12 protein-coding genes are annotated in these 17,097 nt (G+C 42.3%); 3 read left to right on the top strand and 9 right to left on the bottom strand.

Features of this window, described 5'->3' with window-relative positions; all coding sequences use genetic code 11:
- Positions 1 to 50: 50 nt before the first annotated feature.
- Positions 51 to 1,460: a sialate O-acetylesterase gene (locus HMPREF1536_RS07350; protein ID WP_028726393.1), complete on the top strand. Its 1,410-nt coding sequence runs from the start codon at positions 51 to 53 to the stop codon at positions 1,458 to 1,460.
- Between the two features lie 40 nt (positions 1,461 to 1,500).
- Positions 1,501 to 2,172, top strand: a complete 672-nt coding sequence (locus HMPREF1536_RS07345) for a DUF2461 domain-containing protein (protein ID WP_028726392.1) — start codon at positions 1,501 to 1,503, stop codon at positions 2,170 to 2,172.
- Positions 2,173 to 2,238: 66 nt separating this feature from the next.
- Here HMPREF1536_RS07345 and HMPREF1536_RS07340 read toward each other — a convergent pair whose 3' ends face one another.
- The 9 genes from HMPREF1536_RS07340 to HMPREF1536_RS07300 all read right to left on the bottom strand — a co-directional run bounded on the left by HMPREF1536_RS07340 (position 2,239) and on the right by HMPREF1536_RS07300 (position 16,207).
- A complete protein-coding gene (locus HMPREF1536_RS07340; RefSeq protein ID WP_028726391.1) occupies positions 2,239 to 3,423 on the bottom strand; it encodes a glycoside hydrolase family 130 protein in 1,185 nt (394 codons plus the stop codon).
- Positions 3,424 to 3,482: 59 nt separating this feature from the next.
- Entirely contained in the window at positions 3,483 to 5,288 is a 1,806-nt protein-coding gene (locus HMPREF1536_RS07335; RefSeq protein ID WP_052349769.1) for an aryl-sulfate sulfotransferase, read from the bottom strand.
- A 75-nt stretch (positions 5,289 to 5,363) separates the two neighbouring features.
- The gene (locus tag HMPREF1536_RS07330; RefSeq protein WP_028726390.1) at positions 5,364 to 7,016 is read right to left on the bottom strand and encodes a RagB/SusD family nutrient uptake outer membrane protein; all 1,653 of its coding nucleotides are present in this window, start codon (positions 7,014 to 7,016) and stop codon (positions 5,364 to 5,366) included.
- A gap of 19 nt (positions 7,017 to 7,035) precedes the next feature.
- The gene (locus HMPREF1536_RS07325; RefSeq protein ID WP_028726389.1) at positions 7,036 to 10,086 is read right to left on the bottom strand and encodes a SusC/RagA family TonB-linked outer membrane protein; all 3,051 of its coding nucleotides are present in this window, start codon (positions 10,084 to 10,086) and stop codon (positions 7,036 to 7,038) included.
- Positions 10,087 to 10,121: 35 nt separating this feature from the next.
- Positions 10,122 to 10,529, bottom strand: a complete 408-nt coding sequence (locus tag HMPREF1536_RS07320; RefSeq protein WP_028726388.1) for a hypothetical protein — start codon at positions 10,527 to 10,529, stop codon at positions 10,122 to 10,124.
- 111 nt (positions 10,530 to 10,640) lie between these two features.
- Positions 10,641 to 11,849, bottom strand: coding sequence for a T9SS type A sorting domain-containing protein (locus tag HMPREF1536_RS07315; protein WP_028726387.1), 1,209 nt, complete (start codon positions 11,847 to 11,849; stop codon positions 10,641 to 10,643).
- Positions 11,850 to 11,867: 18 nt separating this feature from the next.
- Positions 11,868 to 13,379 carry a glycoside hydrolase gene (locus tag HMPREF1536_RS07310; protein ID WP_028726386.1) on the bottom strand — a complete coding sequence of 504 codons (1,512 nt, stop codon included), beginning with the start codon at positions 13,377 to 13,379 and terminating at the stop codon, positions 11,868 to 11,870.
- 583 nt (positions 13,380 to 13,962) lie between these two features.
- Positions 13,963 to 14,838: an AraC family transcriptional regulator gene (locus tag HMPREF1536_RS07305; RefSeq protein WP_028726385.1), complete on the bottom strand. Its 876-nt coding sequence runs from the start codon at positions 14,836 to 14,838 to the stop codon at positions 13,963 to 13,965.
- 160 nt (positions 14,839 to 14,998) lie between these two features.
- Positions 14,999 to 16,207: a hexokinase family protein gene (locus tag HMPREF1536_RS07300; protein WP_028726384.1), complete on the bottom strand. Its 1,209-nt coding sequence runs from the start codon at positions 16,205 to 16,207 to the stop codon at positions 14,999 to 15,001.
- A 368-nt stretch (positions 16,208 to 16,575) separates the two neighbouring features.
- Here HMPREF1536_RS07300 and HMPREF1536_RS07295 point away from each other — a divergent pair, with 368 nt between their 5' ends.
- Positions 16,576 to 16,986, top strand: coding sequence for a DUF3836 domain-containing protein (locus tag HMPREF1536_RS07295; RefSeq protein WP_028726383.1), 411 nt, complete (start codon positions 16,576 to 16,578; stop codon positions 16,984 to 16,986).
- Positions 16,987 to 17,097: the final 111 nt, after the last annotated feature.

Below are 17,097 nucleotides of genomic sequence, written 5' to 3'. Positions count from 1 at the left end.
TTTTTATTATACATTTGCTGATAAGTTAATCAATCAAATACATAGGAATCATGAAGCTTACACGAATTACCGGGATGGCGATCGGCTTGTCCCTGCTGGTGGCCGGTGTACAGGCACAGATCAGCCTGCCGTCTGTTTTTACTGACCACATGGTTTTGCAACAAAAAAGCGATGTGTCCGTATGGGGCTGGGGAGTAGCAAGCGGTACGATCAAAGTGGTCGGTAGCTGGGCTCCCAAAGATACGGCGACTACGGTTGTCCGTTCGGATGGAACCTGGGAGACGACGTTGAAAACGACTGAGGCCGGAGGCCCTTATACTTTATCTATCCTGGGGAACGGGAGCCGTGAACTGAAAGATGTCATGCTGGGGGAAGTATGGCTTTGCAGCGGGCAGTCGAATATGGAATGGACACCCATGAGCAATATCGATAACCGCGACGAGGAGATTGCCTCCGCCAACTATCCGGATATCCGTTTCTTCCATATCCCTAAGCGGGGAGCAACAACTCCACAGAATAACTGCGAAGCTTCCTGGGCTACCTGTACTCCGGATGTAATGAAGAATACCAGTGCGGTTGCCTATTTCTTCGGACGTAATCTGCAAAAAGACTTGAATGTCCCTATCGGCCTGATCGTTTCGGCCTGGGGCGGTACTCCGGCAGAGGTTTGGACGCCGGAAGAACGGGTGATGGAAAATCCACAGATACGTGATGCCATGCCGGATAAAACGTATCCCTGGTGGCCGGTAGAACCGGGTGTGTTATATAATCAGATGATTAATCCGATCGTGCCTTATAGTCTGGCCGGTGCCATCTGGTATCAGGGTGAGTCGAACCGTGACCACCCCGACTCGTACGGTATCCTGCTGAAAACGATGATCGAGAGCTGGCGGAAGAGTTTTAAGAAAGACTTCCCGTTCTATCTGGTGCAGATCGCTCCTTATACCTATAATGCCGGTGATAACGGAGCCGCTTTAGTTCGTGAGCATCAGGAATGGGTGTCCCGTACAGTCCCGGAAACCGGAATGGTTGTCGTTTCGGACTGTGTGGCAGATATAAAGAACATCCATCCCACCAATAAGCAGGATGTCGGCTTACGTCTGGCAAACCTGGCTATGGGAAAGACGTACGGACAACTTGCCTCCGGATACGAAAGTCCGGTATTCAACGGAATGACGGTTAATAAGAATAAGGCGGTTATCTCATTCCTGCATGCCGAAAACGGATTGGTCTGCAAGGATAAACAGATAACCGGTTTCATGATTGCCGGTGAAGACGGTGTTTTTGAGCCGGGTAAAGCGCAAATCAAAGACAATACCGTTATCGTGACTTCTCCGCGTGTGAAGCAACCTGTTACGGTACGTTATTGTTTTGATGATGCAACCGTCGGAAACCTCTTCAATAAAGAAGGTTTACCGGTAGCTCCTTTCCGTACGGACAGAAACTGGAATAATGAATGATATTATTCTGTATCTTTGCCTGTAAAACAAACAGATATTTATGAATGCAGAGATTATACAATTCCTGAAGGAATTAAGCCAGAACAATAACCGGGAGTGGTTTCAGGCAAACAAAGACCGCTACGACGTATTGCATAAAGGGTTTATTGACGAGGTTCAGCAAATCATCAACCGGATAGCGTTGTTCGATCCGCAGGTGGCAGGTCTGGAATCGAAAGACTGCCAGTTCCGTATTTACCGGGACTTGCGTTTCTCTCCGGATAAGACGCCTTATAAAATTCATTTTGCGGCTTATATGGCGCAGGGTGGACGTGCCAGTGAGCGGGGCGGATATTATATCCATCTTGAACCGGGTGCCTGTATGTTATCCGGTGGTGTATGGTGTCCTCCTCCCAAACTGCTGAAAATGCTTCGTCAGGATATTTATGATCATATCGATGAGTTTGTCGGTATTATCGAAAAGCCCTCTTTTAAGGAGGCGTTTCCGGTGATGGAAGGGGAAGTGTTGAAGCGTATGCCGACCGGTTATCCTACCGATTTCAAGTATGATGAGATCCTGAGACATAAGGATTTCTGTTTTGCCGTCAACTTGCCGGACGAGTTCTTTATGGCGGATGACTGGATGGAGCAGTCTTTGAAACGGTTTGAAGAGCTGTTGCCGTTCAATAACTTCCTGAATTATACGGTGGACGAGTTTCTGGGACGGGTATAAAATAGTAAAAGGCTTTAGTCGAACTCTATGGTTGGACTAAAGCCTTTAAAAAACTGAAACCTTACTTTAAATAATACCTTCTTTGTACTTTTTATTTTTATCAATCAGTTCATTAATCTTAGCAACGGAAGCGGTAGAACGCAGTCCGTCTTCCGGTGTATTCATGCAGTAATCCACCAGTACATCTATGGTAGAGACTGCAACATGCATCCGGGTATCGCTGGATGCATAATAGATGAATACTTTTCCATCTTCATCGGCAATCCATCCGTTGGAAAATAGCACATTCGACACGTCTCCTGTCCGTTCTTCCCCGACAGGGGCGAGGAAGTAGCCGCCGGGCTGTGCGATGACCTTTGTAGGATCATCGAGGGCTGTCATATACAGATAGAGTACATAACGAAGCCCGGCGGCACAAGCTCTGACTCCATGAGCCAGATGCAACCAGCCTTGCGGCGTTTTGATCGGATGAGGCCCTTCTCCATTCTTTACTTCCTTGATTGTATGATAGTAGCGTTTATCTATTATTTGTTCCGTGATGACTTCCGCATGTGTAATATCATCGATGAGCGACCAGCCAATACCGCCGCCGCTACCGGCATCGATAAAGCCGTCCTGCGGACGGGTGTACAATGCATATTTCCCATTCACGAATTCCGGATGCAGCACGACATTGCGCTGCTGGCTTTTTGATTTCAGATCGGGTAACCTTTCCCAGTTGATCAAATCTTTGGTACGGACAATCCCTGCTTTGGCTACCGCCGAGGACAGATCACCCGGTTTGGCAACCGGATCATGCCGCTCGCTACAAAAGATACCGTATATCCACCCGTCTTCATGTGCCGTCAGGCGCATATCGTACACATTAGTTTCTTCCGGGTCGATGTCCGGCAGATTGACCGGACGTTCCCAAAACCGAAAGTTATCCACCCCGTTCGGACTCTCGGCGATGGCGAAGTAAGATTTCCGGTCGAATCCCTCCACACGTACCATCAGCAGGTATTTGCCGTTCCATTTGATAGCACCGGAGTTCATGCAAGCATTCACGCCTATGCGTTCCAGGCAGTAGGGGTTGGTTGCCGGGTTGAGGTCGTAACGCCATTCGAGGGGCACATGTGCTGCTGTTACAACAGGGTTCTTATAACGTGTAGCGATGCTGCGGGGAGCATCCAGAGGGGCATTCTCTGCTGATAGAAGCATTTCGTGTTGTATCTGTAACTTTTCGATCGTATCTGAGAAACTGATTTCCATTATCGTATTGTTCTTTATTTATCTATGTATATTGTTAATCACTGTTCAGCATTCCGTTTTTAGAGGTTTTCCGGATAGAGGGAGATGCGGTTTACCCGATGGAATACTAAATAATCCGGTCGGGAAATATGCACTTCATATACAACTTCCTTGGTCTTATAATCTATCTCTATTATTTTTCCTCCAGCTCCATTCACATTGGGAGTGCCGACTCCCGGACCAAATAATATATGATTCGTTTGTGGAAGATATTGCACAGAAGAAAGTGCTACAGAATAACATCTGCGTCCCTGTTCTTTATGTCCGTATTCCCATATCTGTCGTACGGTCTTGTTTTTCTCATTAATCTCAAACTCAACAGCACGACTATATCCGACTTGACTATGAAGGTCTATCTCTTCATGACGACGATGATACCCGTTGTCGAAGATGAGTATGTGTCCGTTGTCAAGTATGACCGGACAATGTGCTCCCCACACCCAGTCGAAATCTTCATGGTATGTTTTTCCATCCAGCACTTCCTTGTCCGTAATTGAAGCCCCGTTGGTATCCAAAGGCGTTAACAATGAATTTCTGTTTTTTTCTGCTCCACGATGTGGCGTGAGAAACCATACCAATTGATTAGCACGCGTTAGTTTCACTAATCCTTGGTAGCGGTTGGAAACCAGTATGCAATCATCATCTTGTGAGTATGCAACAGCGTTGGAATGTGCCCAGTTATGCTGGAAATCGTCCATATCTTGTATGCTTAACAACGCATTCCGGTTCGGATCCATGCTTTTTTTCAAGTCCCATTCGGTTACAATGTCGCCTGTTTCACGGTTTACTTCTATCACATAATCGAAACGGGTGTAAGTCCCTTGTGAATTTGTGCTTCCGGCTTTAGTGACAGTCGCTAGAAGATTTCCATTAGGCATTTCTATCACATCATGGTGGAACGTGTAACCTCTCGAAGCAATATCCCACTCTTTCACAAGATTGCCAACCATATCAAACTCGAATAAGTTCCCTTTCCGGGCATCACCACCCAGAAAGTTGCCGTCCTCCAAACGCTTGAATCCGCAATGAGCCGTGATATTCAATTTCGGATGATTACGTAACCAAAGGTACCAACGTACCTCCCCGTCGCTGTCCAGCATATAGGCACGATGGGCATCATATTCCCCTCCCCCCTGATCATTCACAATAGTGACACCAGGCTCCATCTTGTCCGGTTTACTTATGACCGTTTGTCTGGCGGAAAAGAAATCGGGTACCAAATCTTCGGGAGTAGTCGTTTCGACTTCTATCGTTTCCGTCAGTAGGACTTTTCCTTCCTTATTGACAAAAGAAACATCGACTGTATTCTTTGAGTCACGGTACAAACCATGTATATATTCCTGATGATTATATCCGAATTTGGAAAAAAGGTGCGACAAATCGCCATGCGAGCCATGTTTACCTTTTACACAGACTTTTAATCTCCCTTCTACCGGAAAGGGAACAGTAAGCTGCATACTGCAAGGGGCGTATCCCGTAGGATTCACTTTTATGTTTTCCTTAGACAAGTTTAATGAATTGCCTAAAGTCGGTATGATAATTGTTGTGCCATCTACGTCTGTCAGCGTAGTCCGCCAAGCGGTTGCTTCCGTATTTATGGATGCAATGGATTTTGTAGGTATGAATACCGTATCTCCATCAAAAAAGAAACAGGTGTTTTCTGTTTCCTGCTCCACTTTCAGGAGCAGCTTGTTCTGTTGGATACAAGCATCCATTTGAATATATGTTTCATTGTATTCTTGTTCCTCCTCTTCTTCACAAGAACAGATCAAACCTCCACAGAGTATTACCATCCAAAAGGATAAGTAGCTTCCCGTTTTATTCATATCGGTAGTGTTTTAGGAAAGGAATCCTATCCTCCGCAAACAAAGTACACGTGGACAGGATTCCTTTATTTCAGTTTATTTCCACAACGGATTCTGTTCTATTTTCGGATTATTGTTCCTCTCTCCCTCGCTGATAGGATAGTAAAAATATTTCTCTGCAAAGTTTTCACCGCCTACCTTGCCACAGTCAATGAAATGCTGCTTGATTTCGGCTGCTGTATAATAACGTTTCAACTGATAGAAACGATGCCCTTCCATACAGAATTCCAGGAAATTCTGATGTTCTATCTCTTTCATTACAGCATCTTGTGACATTGCACTAAAATCCTTAGGAGCCAATCCGGCACGATTACGTATACGCTGTAAGTCGGCATTGGCACCGGCAAGGTCATTGGTCATGGCGCAGGCTTCTGCGTGAAGCAACAATACTTCAGCAAAACGGAATACACGCAAACTGTTGCTACGGTTAGACGGAGTATACATGGCATCATTGTCACCGCCAAAGAAGTTGGTGTATTTCTTTCCCAATGCCAGGAACTGAACGCCATTATCCGCTTTCGGATTCGTCATGTAAGAATGTTCCGGATCCCTGTTTAACTTACCTTTGCTCGGAGTTTCCCATAATTCGGCAAAGGTCTTGTCATAAGGATTGTCATAAGGCTTGTTGTCTCCCACTTCATTCTGGTTAAAGTAGAAAGTTGCATACATACGCTTATCGAATTTGCTATCCGATCCTTCAGGACGAGGTTCTTTGATAAATTCGCGTAATGCTTCTGAGGCCGGAGCCATCTTAAACCAAGCTCCCGTTCCTTCCGGACCTAAATAGGTAGGAAGATTCATACCCATACTGGCATTAGCATCGTCGCCGCCCCATGTACCTGTACCGCCTAATTCATTCACATAATCAATCTCGTAAACCGATTCTTTATTGAATTTGTTGTCTTTGTGGAAGTTTTCCAATGGATCCTCTACCAAATCATAATTATAAGGAGACTGTAACAATTGTCCCAATACCTCCTTCGCTTCGGCATATTTTTTCTGGAACACATATGTCTTGCCCAGATAGGCCAATGCCATACCTTTGCTGATGCGCTGTCTTTCGGATGCTGCGCGTTCTACCGGCAAATATTTGGCTGCCTCGATAAAGTCATCTTCCACCTGTTTCCATACAGTTTCTTCCGGAGAGGAGGCAATGTAGGTGTCTTCCGGATTGACTACCGGTTCCAAATGCAATGGTACAGCCCCATAATTGCTTGCTAAAAGGAAATAATACATACCGCGCATACCGTATGCCTCTGACAGGTATTGTTGTTTCAATTCGGGCTTTTCCCATTCAATCTCTCCCGACTGCAAATTGCTGATAACCATGTTAGCACGCTGTATCCCTTTGTACAAATCACCCCAGATACCCGGATCCATATTGGCTGTATTGGTAAAAGTGGAATAGAACTTGATATCTCCGTCTTCGTTGGGGATAAGAAACACATCATCGCCACGGCTAGTCATGGTAAGATAATGAGTATGTGCACCATAATAACCTTCTGACTGGTTCCTGATAGGGGCATATATGGTACATAGTGCCTGGTCCACATTTTGGGGATAATCCCAAAAACCTTCATCTGTAGGAGTGTTGGGATTTGTTTTGGATAGGAAGTCCGCTTCATTACATGCAGAGAATGATAATGCAAGTAAAGAAGCCAGAGTCAAGTTTAATATATTCTTTTTCATGTTTATTTACTTTAAAAGATTAGAAATCAAGTTGTATACCGAAAGATATAGTACGTGCCAACGGATAACGTCCGTGGTCGCAACCGCTGGTCATGATACCTTCGCCACCACCATTTGTAGCGTCATTAGCTCCTAGGTCAGGTGAATATCCCTTGTAACCGGTAATGGTAAAGAGATTGTCCATTGTGGTATAGAAACGGAGTTTATTCACATTGATTTTCTGTGTCAATGCGCTTGGTAATGTATAGCCGAATTCCAAAGTCTTCAAGCGGAAGAAGTCTCCATTTTCCAGCCAACGATCGGTCCAGCGAGTGTAGTTCATCTCATCTTTTTTAGCGTATCGAGGCATATCCGTATTCGTATTCTGGGGAGTCCATGAATCGAGTACTCTTACCGAATAGTTGTTGAGTTCGTTAGTAGACTCCATGCGGGCACGGGTATAATTGTAAATCTTTTGGCCGAAAGAACCATCGAAGAAGAGATTCAAATCAAAACCTTTCCACATACCTCCCATATTAAGGCCCAAATTGAACTTAGGGAAAGGTGAACCGCAATATTGACGGTCGCCATCTGAAATCTTTCCGTCGTTGTTGATATCTATGAAACGTATATCTCCCGGTTCGGCATCCGGTTGAAGCACAGTGCCATTGTTGTCTTTATGTGCTAATACTTCGTCTTGGCTTTGGAATAATCCGTCTGTTTTCGTTAACCAAAAACCGCCAATGGGATAACCAACCTTTGCCCGAGTGATAATTCCTTCTCCTTGCGGATTATAACCTCCATACTCTTGTACTTGGCCAATGGTGATTTCTTTTAGTTCGTTGGTTTGAGTAGAAGCGTTCACGCCTACGAAATAGTACAAATCACCTATCGTGTTGCGATGAGTTACCGCTATTTCAAAACCTTTGTTCTCCACAGTACCGGCATTCATGGTTGGAGAGCCTTTCAAACCGGCATTACCAGCCATGTTGATAGACAGCAAAATATCTTCTGAACGCTTCACATAGTAGTCGGCAGTCAAAGTTAATCTGTCGTTGAAGAATCCTAAATCCGTACCAATATCCCAAGTTTTGGATTTTTCCCAAGTCAAATTCTGTGGAGATACCCAGCTTGCATTGGTAATGGCACCTTGCCAAGACTTGTCTCCTATAATATAGTTCATACCTGTTACCAAGCCTGCTTGAGTCCTGTAGTTGCCGATTTCCTGATTACCCAATACACCATAGCTGGCTCGTATTTTAAAGTTGTTCATCGTTTCTTTCCAATCCTCAAAGAAGTTTTCCCTGGCTATGTTCCATGCTGCAGAAGCAGAAGGGAACCATCCGTAGCGATGTCCGTCAGCAAAACGGGAAGAACCATCACGACGTACAGAGGCAGACACCATATAACGACCTGCATAGCTATACATTGCGCGTCCGAACAATGAGACCAATGAATTGGACTGCTTGCTTCCCGAGTTAGTCATACTGGAATTAGGAGCAGCATCAAGGGTATGGGGAGCTCCCGGTGCAAAACCTTCGCGGTATGCAGAAACAGAACGTGAATTGAAATCCTGTGCAGAATAACCAACCATTGCAGAAAGGTCATGTTGTCCAAATGTACGGTCATAGTGCAGTGTATGTTCCAACAACCAGGAATCAGATTTGTAGGTGTTTTCATTCAATTTGGAATTACCGCTACTTCCCAAGTCACCCCAGTTATAACTACCATTCCACTTTGAATCGCTATATTCACTACGGTTGATACCTGCATTTATTTTATACTTCAAGCCTTTGAGGAATAGATCTACTTCTGCCCAGGCATTGATCAAAAGGTCTGAACCGTGACGCTCAAAGTCGTTGACATAAAGATAACCCAACGGGTTGGAAAGGTTCTTGAATCCACTGTTCGTGATGCCACCAAATCCATCTACCTTGTTATTAGGATCATATACAGGAATGATCGGGTTTTGCCGCAACGCATCCGTAATGGTAAAGTCGTCATAATCCTTATTGTAGAACTTCGCCATTATCGAGGATCCCATACGCAGATGATTATTCAAGAAAGAAAATGTATTTTTGGCATGCAAGGTGAAGGCTTCGTAACCTGTGGTACGCAATACACCTTTTTGGTTCAGATAACCTCCTGCCAGACTATAAGTCGAATTTTCAGCACCGCCGTTCACTGCAAGGGAAGCCTTGGTTACAGGAGCAGTATGGAACACTTCATCTTGCCAGTTTGTCCCTGCTCCGCCTTTCCAGTTCTTTACTGCTTCGGGTTCACCACCCGGAGAATAATAGTTATCCTTCATGAATCCAATCCACTGGTCGGCATTCATGACATCCAGTTTCTTGGTAACAGTTTGAAAACCTGTATACACGTTGGCGGAAATCTTAGCTTTGGAATTTTTGAGGCCTCCTTTGGTTGTTATCAGCACTACGCCGTTGGCTGCACGTGAACCGTAGATGGCTGCCGCTGAAGCATCCTTCAATACTTCTATGGATTGAATAACGGAGGGGTCGACCATATTGATGTCACCATATACACCGTCGATCACGACTAAAGGTTCGTTTGTGTTATTTACAGACCCTACGCCACGAATGTTGATGTTCATGCCAGAACCCGGCTGACCACCCACATTGGAGATATTAACACCTGCAATTTTCCCTTGCAAAGCGCTGGAAGCGCTGCGTGCTACATCGGCCATCAAATCCTTGTTGGATACGGAAGCTACTGCACCTGTCAAGTTACTTTTCTTTACTGTACCGTAACCGATTACTACAACTTCATCCAATAATTCGCCATCAGCCATTGTGATGTTGATTACATTCTTGTTACCAACAGTGATAGATGACTGTTGCATACCTACGTAAGAAAATTCCAGGACCTGTCCTGGATTGGCATTGATGGTGTAATTTCCATCAATGTCAGTTGTTGTACCTATTGTGGTTCCTTTTACAACAACTGTTGCTCCGATAACGGGATTATTCTCCGCATCTTTTACCGTACCCTTCACGGTAATTGCCTGTTGCGCCCATCCGGAGAGAGCGAAGGCTCCTAGTAATAGAGAAAAAGCTAGTTTTCTGTTCATGATAATATAGTTAAATAATAATTGTTAAGTTAGATTTACCACCATTCTGGAATATAACCGGTATCGGAAGGATTTGGGTCTACACCATCAATTGCAATAACTTTCTTTGTTAAAACAATATCAAGATTATCTCCTGTAACATGAGCTTTGATCGTTTGTTCTCCAAGTGCTTTTTCACGAACTACGACAATGTACTGTAACATATTTGTAACTTGATGGAGATCATCCAAATCCCATTCTACACGAACGTTTGCTGGTTTGTCTCCCATGATAGTATATCTTCTACCTATTTGATTATAAATATCATCTCTACCATAGATATAATAACCAGATTTGTTTTGTTCATTTACAGACTGATTTGTTTTGTTTGGGTTTTCAGCATAAACGTTGATTCCAGTTAACAATAAAAGAGAAATTACGAATACAATTTTGAAAGTCTTCATAATATTATGTTTTAAATTTATTGTAAGATATTTATTGCGTTTTATGTATAGAGCTCACAATAAGCTTACTTTCTTTGATTTAGTGAAAGTAAACTTATTGTATTGCTGTGATTACTTCTTAATAATCTTGGATGTTTCAACTCCTGTTGTTTTCTCTACTTGAATGTAGTAGATACCATTTTTACAGTTGGAAAGATCTATGTTGGCTTCCATACTGTTATTACCGTATGATTGGCTTTTAACTAAATCTCCCATTGTTCCGATAACTCGAATTGATTTTATAGCAGAATCGTCAGTCGATTTGACGGTTACATTGGATGCATCGTAATACGAAACTGTAATAGATAATTGTTTTTCTACAGAAAGGGATTTACTCTTTCCGTTGGAGATGCAATAAGAACCGTTGAAAAGCGGTAGTCCAGAACCTTCTGCATAAATAAAATAAAAATCTAAATATGTATAATTATCAGATGTTTGTTTTAAATGATAAGGCCAATTTGTTGGTATTTTGATCATAATATCAGTGTAATCATGTGCTGGTATCGTGACTGTGGATACTTTATCTCCACCACCATTGTAAACTTCACCAGTGTATGGTGATTCATGATAACCAAATGCAACTAAAATTCTCGGGTAATTTACTACAATCGGGTTATTTGTAGTATTTGTAATACTTCCTGACACATATATATCACCAGTAGTTGTTACAAAACTGTTTCTTGAATCCAGAGTATATGAACTTAAACGACCTCCAGCTGAACCTCGATCACTAATGTAATATAAGTCTAATCTTAGATCATTTTCAGAAGTAGAGGCCATAGTACTGGTCTTGGTTACAGAATTTGTAACATTATAAGTTCCTGTGAAGAAATATCCGCCTGCACCCTCAGCATAAACGAAATAAAGATTTAATTTTCCATTTCTAATTTGATAATTGCTGGGAATTTTGACTATTACTTCAGCAAAACCATGTGCTTCTATATTGAGGCTTGTTAACATGGTTTTATCATAAGAATATGTGGTTGAAGTATAGGGGGAATCTCCTTGAACAAAAGCAACTAAAATTCTGGATGTATTTAGTTGAATATCCTGATAAGTCTTATTTATCAATCTTCCTTTTACATAAATGTCTCCAGTTGTAAGGAATGTTTTTCCTGAACCATCAGTATATTCATTTATATCAGAATATGTTCCTGAGAGTTGGGTGCTGATTCCATCCAGCTGTAAAGAGATGTCATTTTTAGTAATTGCAAATGTTGTTGCTGTTCCTGCAAATATTGCTATCAGCAAAAAGATTGTTTGTGTTAAAAGCTTTTTCATGATTTTATCTATTTAAAGTTATTCAACGTTTCCTGTAAATGTTACAACACTCTTAGCCGGGAGCGTAACTACATATGTATTATTTACCGGTTGTATTGTATCAAGAGTTGCCCATTTGTGTGTGGCATCAGTCAGATGGCCTACTATCGGACCGGTAGTTTGAGTATTGTTGATCAGTAGATCTAGGGTCTTTTCTGTGTCATTGGTATTGATGGCAACCGCAGTGAATGAATTACCGTTTTTGTAACCGGATACCATATATCCCTGATCCGTATTATATTCGGCTGATATGCGTCTACTGCCTACGGGTATGTAGCGTGTAAAGTTTCCGAATGTTTCATATCGTTTACCGGTTTCGTAGTCCGTACGGTTCTTAGCGATATAGATCAGTCCTTCGTTTGTTCCGCTGTCAGGCAACGCTCCTGCCCACCAAATAATCGAACTTACATTGGCTTCACAAAGATAACGGTGGAATTTGACTGCCCAGTTAAGCCCATCTTCTATGGAAGTACTGTATGAGTTATGCGGGTCGCTGATCTCTGTCAACCATACCGGAACGTTTTTCGATTCAGCTTTGGTAAACGGTTCGATAGCCGGATCTTTTTTCGTTACCGGATCTACATAGCCATGTCCGGCTGCGATGATCGGGTAGTTGGTAATACGAGTATTGAGATTTAGAATATCACGTACATAGTTTTTACTACCCATGATAAAACCTAAAATACCTGTCCATTGTGCATTTTCTCCAAAGATTATCTTCACATCCGGTTGCTTGCTGGCGAATGTAGGCCCCATGTTGTTGACGATGAAACGTCCCAGGGTAGTTGTTCCCGGTAACCAGAGACAAGAACTCCAAGAGGCTGCATATTCCGGCTCATTGGCTGGTGATATGGCATAAGGCTTTAAACCTACTGAACCGTAAGCATCACAAAAAGCAGATAGATAATCGGCATATTCTTGATAGTAAGCAGATTTTAAATTCCCTTTCGAATCGCTGCCGTTACTTTTCATATACGCAGGCGGACTCCAGACGGAGTAAACGAATTTATCGACATCATATAATGCTTTGACACGTTGGTTGATCCATAGCTGACCTTTGCGTTGGGCCATTTCTTCGGCTGCTTCATTTCCATCGGCACTGTAGTCTATATCGAAAAATGGGTCGTCGAGCGGCATATCGATTTCTTCATCTAAATAGAAAGAGGTATCTCCTTCCTTTTTCCAATAATGAGAATAGACTTCACCTCTTAAGATATTCAGGTGCAATCCATCTTTTCCGAACATCAGGTCTAATACTGTATCACGTTTTCGGTGTGCATACAGATAATCAGCCCATCCGGCTTGTGCCACCCCGAAACCATCGATATTTTGTTCTTCTTTATCCCAATGAAGTACTACATCAGTATTTGCAACGGCTTTTGTCGCAATGGAACTACCAGCTTTCTGGTCTGCAAATTCGTTGTCTGTGCAAGATCCTAACAGGAACAAACAAGCGAATAATCCTAAGGTTAAATTTCGACGTGTTTTCATAATGAATGGCATTAATGTTAATCTTCATTGCAAATGTAGAGATTGGAAGAATCCTGGAAGTGTCTTATTCAGTCAAATTATTGCGCGTTTCTGTCAATTTTATTAAATCAAAACTCTTGCAACTGTCTTTAAATTGCATAAATTAACAGTATGACTGTCTGATAGGCGTTAGGTTAACAAATAAAAACCGAATATATGTGAATATTTGTAGGCGATGATTGCTGAGGCTTATTGTACTTAAATTATTGTTTTCCAATTGCTTTAGAGGTGTGGAAGTGCACTGTGAAGTCAAAAGTGATTGCTCTATTCGGTCAACGGAATAAGGGAGGTTCTTTTTTTCTAATTCGGATTTGAAAATATAGTGGGGGGAATAATGGGAGGAATGGTTTAATGAAGGGTAAAATCTTCTATGGTCAAAATGATATAACTATACTATGTAATCGAATTTACTATACGTACTAAATAGAATTACTACGGCGACTAATCAACGGTTGATAACCGTCAGCCGTATGGTTGATGATCGTCGGCCGATTGGCTGATAATTGTAAACCATACGGCCGATAATTATCAGCCGCTGATTTGTTCAGACGATAACTCGCATACGTTGGTAATTCTCGCGGTACTCCTGCGGGGTAACGCCCTTGAATTTCTTAAATACTTTGTAAAAATAAGACTGACTGACAAAACCACACCGGGAAGCGATGTCCATGATACATTCCTTTTCATTGTTGTTCAGTTCGCGGACAACAGAATTGATACGATATTCCTGTAAAAAGTCTGTGAAATTATGGTTCGTATTCTTTTTAAGGAAGCGGGAAAGTGTGGAAAGACTCATTCCCATATATTGGGCCAGTTCGTCTATCGTGATCGGTTCAGCCAGGTTTTTGCTGATATAATCGAGTATCTTTTTCATTTGATAGTCAGTCTCCGTATATTGCGGAGAAGCGTTTTTGGATAAAACGCGCACATCTTCCGACAGGGAGAGCTCATGTAGCAGAATAAAGAACTTCATGACCGAATAGAACCCTTTTTCAGTAGAGATCATTCGCATAATAGGAAGCACACGGTTGATATCGGCCTGGCCGAATACCAATCCATGTTCTGCTTTTGCCATCATTTTCATGACAGAATCGAACTGGTTCTTCTGGAAAGCCGGGTTAGAAAACAGGGACGGATGAAACTGGATGGTGATTTCATGAATATCGTTCGACCGGCAGTTACCGTTCATCCAGGCATGTTTCAATTCAGTGCTGGTGATCAGTACAAGGTCTTTTTCGCCGATAGTTTCTTCCGAGTCGCCGACAATACGCTGGGCACCGCTAGCATTTTCTACAAAGTTAAGTTCCCAAACATTGTGGACATGTATTGGGAAAGTGAAAGAAGATTTTGTGCGTTCGAATAGTATGAAACTGTCCTTAATGGATAGAGGCGACTTTTCTCTGAAAACTTCTGTTATCATGGCATTCATATTAAAACTAGTGTGTATGGGCAAAGATAGCAGATTGAACCTTAATTTGTACGATGAATTTTAAAAAATATTATGATAAATCATCAGCCGGATTGTATGGAAAGGTAAAAGGTTCGAAATTTCAACTCGTTTCGAACCTTTTACAATATGATCAGGACAATGCAGCGATACCTGTTCCGATCAGGTTGGCATTGTTCATTTTGTTGATATGAACTTCTACGTCTCCCAGTCCGAATTCATCCAGAAGCTCCTGCAATTTCTCCATTACGAGAATGTTATAGTCTTTGTCATTCCTGTTTTGACTCCAGAAAAGACTGCCTTCAGCTACCAGGCAAATCTTTTTGGTCTCTTTATTATAGGAAACAAGTAGTCGGATAAGACCGGCAAGCGATGCGGCTACCAGCTGTGCCGAGCGGTTGTAGATCCAGTGGGCTACCTGTACATATTTTTCTTTATGGATATCCGGATAGTTCATAATGGTAGTCAGTTTCTGCGCATCGAACTTTTCTTCGAATTCATCCAGCGGGAAGGTCGCTTTAAGTATGTCGCCCAGATACATGCCGGAAACAGCTTTCTCAAAACGCTGGTATCCACGGGTATTGGTGCAGGCATCTACCGTATCGTCGACAGTGGTCAGGAAAGGCGGATTAAAATCACCGGATTCCAGATTGACAGGGATCAGTCCTTGGACTTGGCAGGAGGGAGGAAGTTTTGTTATTTTCTCCGCAGGGATAAAAGTGGCCATATTCGTTCCGGTTCCGACAATCAGTCCTATATAGGCATCATAACCGCTGTTGGTCAGTCCGGCGAACAGGCTGGCTACGGTATCGTTGAGTACCTTTATACCAGTGAATTTGATGTCGTTCCTTTCATTCAGATAGTCGAGCAAAGGTTTTCCGACAGGTTCTCCGATCATATCCTTTATTTCAACACCCTTCGTCCAGTGCAATAACCGGGCGTCGCCATCGGGAAGGGATTCGGCTGCATAGGAGAAACAGTAACCGATCGGCATTTCTTCGTCCCGTTTGATCTCTCCGATCGGATCGGCCAGTTCCTTAAACAACTCCTCACGGGTGAAACCGGGTGTTTTCATAACGGACAGATCCTTTTTCCATCCGTTATCAGGGTGAATAGTTGCTTTGTCGTCTGCAAAATTGACTGTTGCCACCCTGTAATTGGTGCCGCCCAGGTCGAGAACCAAAGCCTTTCCGTTGATACCTTTACTCCTGGGAGTAATAAATGTTGGCAGACATTGTATTTCTGCATTGTCTTTTGCCAGACCTTCTTCTACTTTCTTCTGTAACGTAAGGGCAATTTCCTTCAATTGCTCCTGTTCTAGTTTAAAAATATTTCTCTCCATGATATACCGATTTAATTAGGATGCTAAGATCCTTCCTTTATTTGTAAATAACAAATTGCAGGGGGTATTTAGTTTTAAAAAATGTAGATGATGATGAAAAAACTCTTTGTGTCAATTCGTAAGTGGCGCGACTGTTTTTATTGTTTTTTTAAGAGGCGTCAGGCATAAAAGGACTTTGTTTGGCATTAATAGACCTGATTTCTTATAAATTGTAAGTTGGTGTTCGATTCGTTCTAATTTGATATTGGTTTAAAATGGTTAAATATGTTATTTTGGCTATCAAATTGTCAAATAATATTTGGTTGATACCGGAAAACTGTGTTCATTTGCACGCAATTTGAAAGTAAATCTTATAAGTAATATATTTTATGAAAGCTTCATTATTGAGAAAAGAAATTTTGACACTGGTTGTCTTGTTCGTATGTAGTTTGGCAATGAGTGCAGCCTCTCCGAGAAACTATCTTTATGATACAAAGGAGGAGAATGGTAAGATCGTATCGAAAGTTATCTTCCTGCAGGAAGAAGGACTTTTAAACAAGCAGGTGAAATATGAATTCACCTATAATGATAACGGCAAAGTCGCTGAAAAGAAAGCGTACCGCTGGAATCAGTCAAAAGAAACCTGGGATCCTTATTATCTGATTTCTTATCAGTATAACGAGGCAAAGGGAGAAATTAATTCCGTATACGGAATGTGGAACAAAAAGAAAAAAGATTTTAGTTTGAATACACAAGAAATGGTTGTACCAGCAACCAGTTATGAGGAAATATTCTCATAATACCTATTTTAAAACATTTCATAGACACACACACACGAAAGTGGCGCGAATAACAAAAGACGTGAGTCCCTGTTATTAGCGCCACTTTTACTATTTAAAAGATTATCTGTC

This window comes from Parabacteroides gordonii MS-1 = DSM 23371 (genome assembly GCF_000969825.1).
Classification (GTDB): Bacteria; Bacteroidota; Bacteroidia; order Bacteroidales; family Tannerellaceae; genus Parabacteroides; species Parabacteroides gordonii.
Note: the sequence above shows the minus strand (reverse complement) of the source record. Positions and strands in the feature narration are given on the sequence as shown.

Bases quoted from the DNA above. Each gene is read 5' to 3' on its own strand.
- HMPREF1536_RS07350 (WP_028726393.1), top strand. From the start codon at position 51: ATGAAGCTTACACGAATTACCGGGATGGCGATCGGCTTGTCCCTGCTG.
- HMPREF1536_RS07345 (WP_028726392.1), top strand. From the start codon at position 1,501: ATGAATGCAGAGATTATACAATTCCTGAAGGAATTAAGCCAGAACAAT.
- HMPREF1536_RS07340 (WP_028726391.1), bottom strand. From the start codon at position 3,423: ATGGAAATCAGTTTCTCAGATACGATCGAAAAGTTACAGATACAACAC.
- HMPREF1536_RS07335 (WP_052349769.1), bottom strand. From the start codon at position 5,288: ATGAATAAAACGGGAAGCTACTTATCCTTTTGGATGGTAATACTCTGT.
- HMPREF1536_RS07330 (WP_028726390.1), bottom strand. From the start codon at position 7,016: ATGAAAAAGAATATATTAAACTTGACTCTGGCTTCTTTACTTGCATTA.
- HMPREF1536_RS07325 (WP_028726389.1), bottom strand. From the start codon at position 10,086: ATGAACAGAAAACTAGCTTTTTCTCTATTACTAGGAGCCTTCGCTCTC.
- HMPREF1536_RS07320 (WP_028726388.1), bottom strand. From the start codon at position 10,529: ATGAAGACTTTCAAAATTGTATTCGTAATTTCTCTTTTATTGTTAACT.
- HMPREF1536_RS07315 (WP_028726387.1), bottom strand. From the start codon at position 11,849: ATGAAAAAGCTTTTAACACAAACAATCTTTTTGCTGATAGCAATATTT.
- HMPREF1536_RS07310 (WP_028726386.1), bottom strand. From the start codon at position 13,379: ATGAAAACACGTCGAAATTTAACCTTAGGATTATTCGCTTGTTTGTTC.
- HMPREF1536_RS07305 (WP_028726385.1), bottom strand. From the start codon at position 14,838: ATGATAACAGAAGTTTTCAGAGAAAAGTCGCCTCTATCCATTAAGGAC.
- HMPREF1536_RS07300 (WP_028726384.1), bottom strand. From the start codon at position 16,207: ATGGAGAGAAATATTTTTAAACTAGAACAGGAGCAATTGAAGGAAATT.
- HMPREF1536_RS07295 (WP_028726383.1), top strand. From the start codon at position 16,576: ATGAAAGCTTCATTATTGAGAAAAGAAATTTTGACACTGGTTGTCTTG.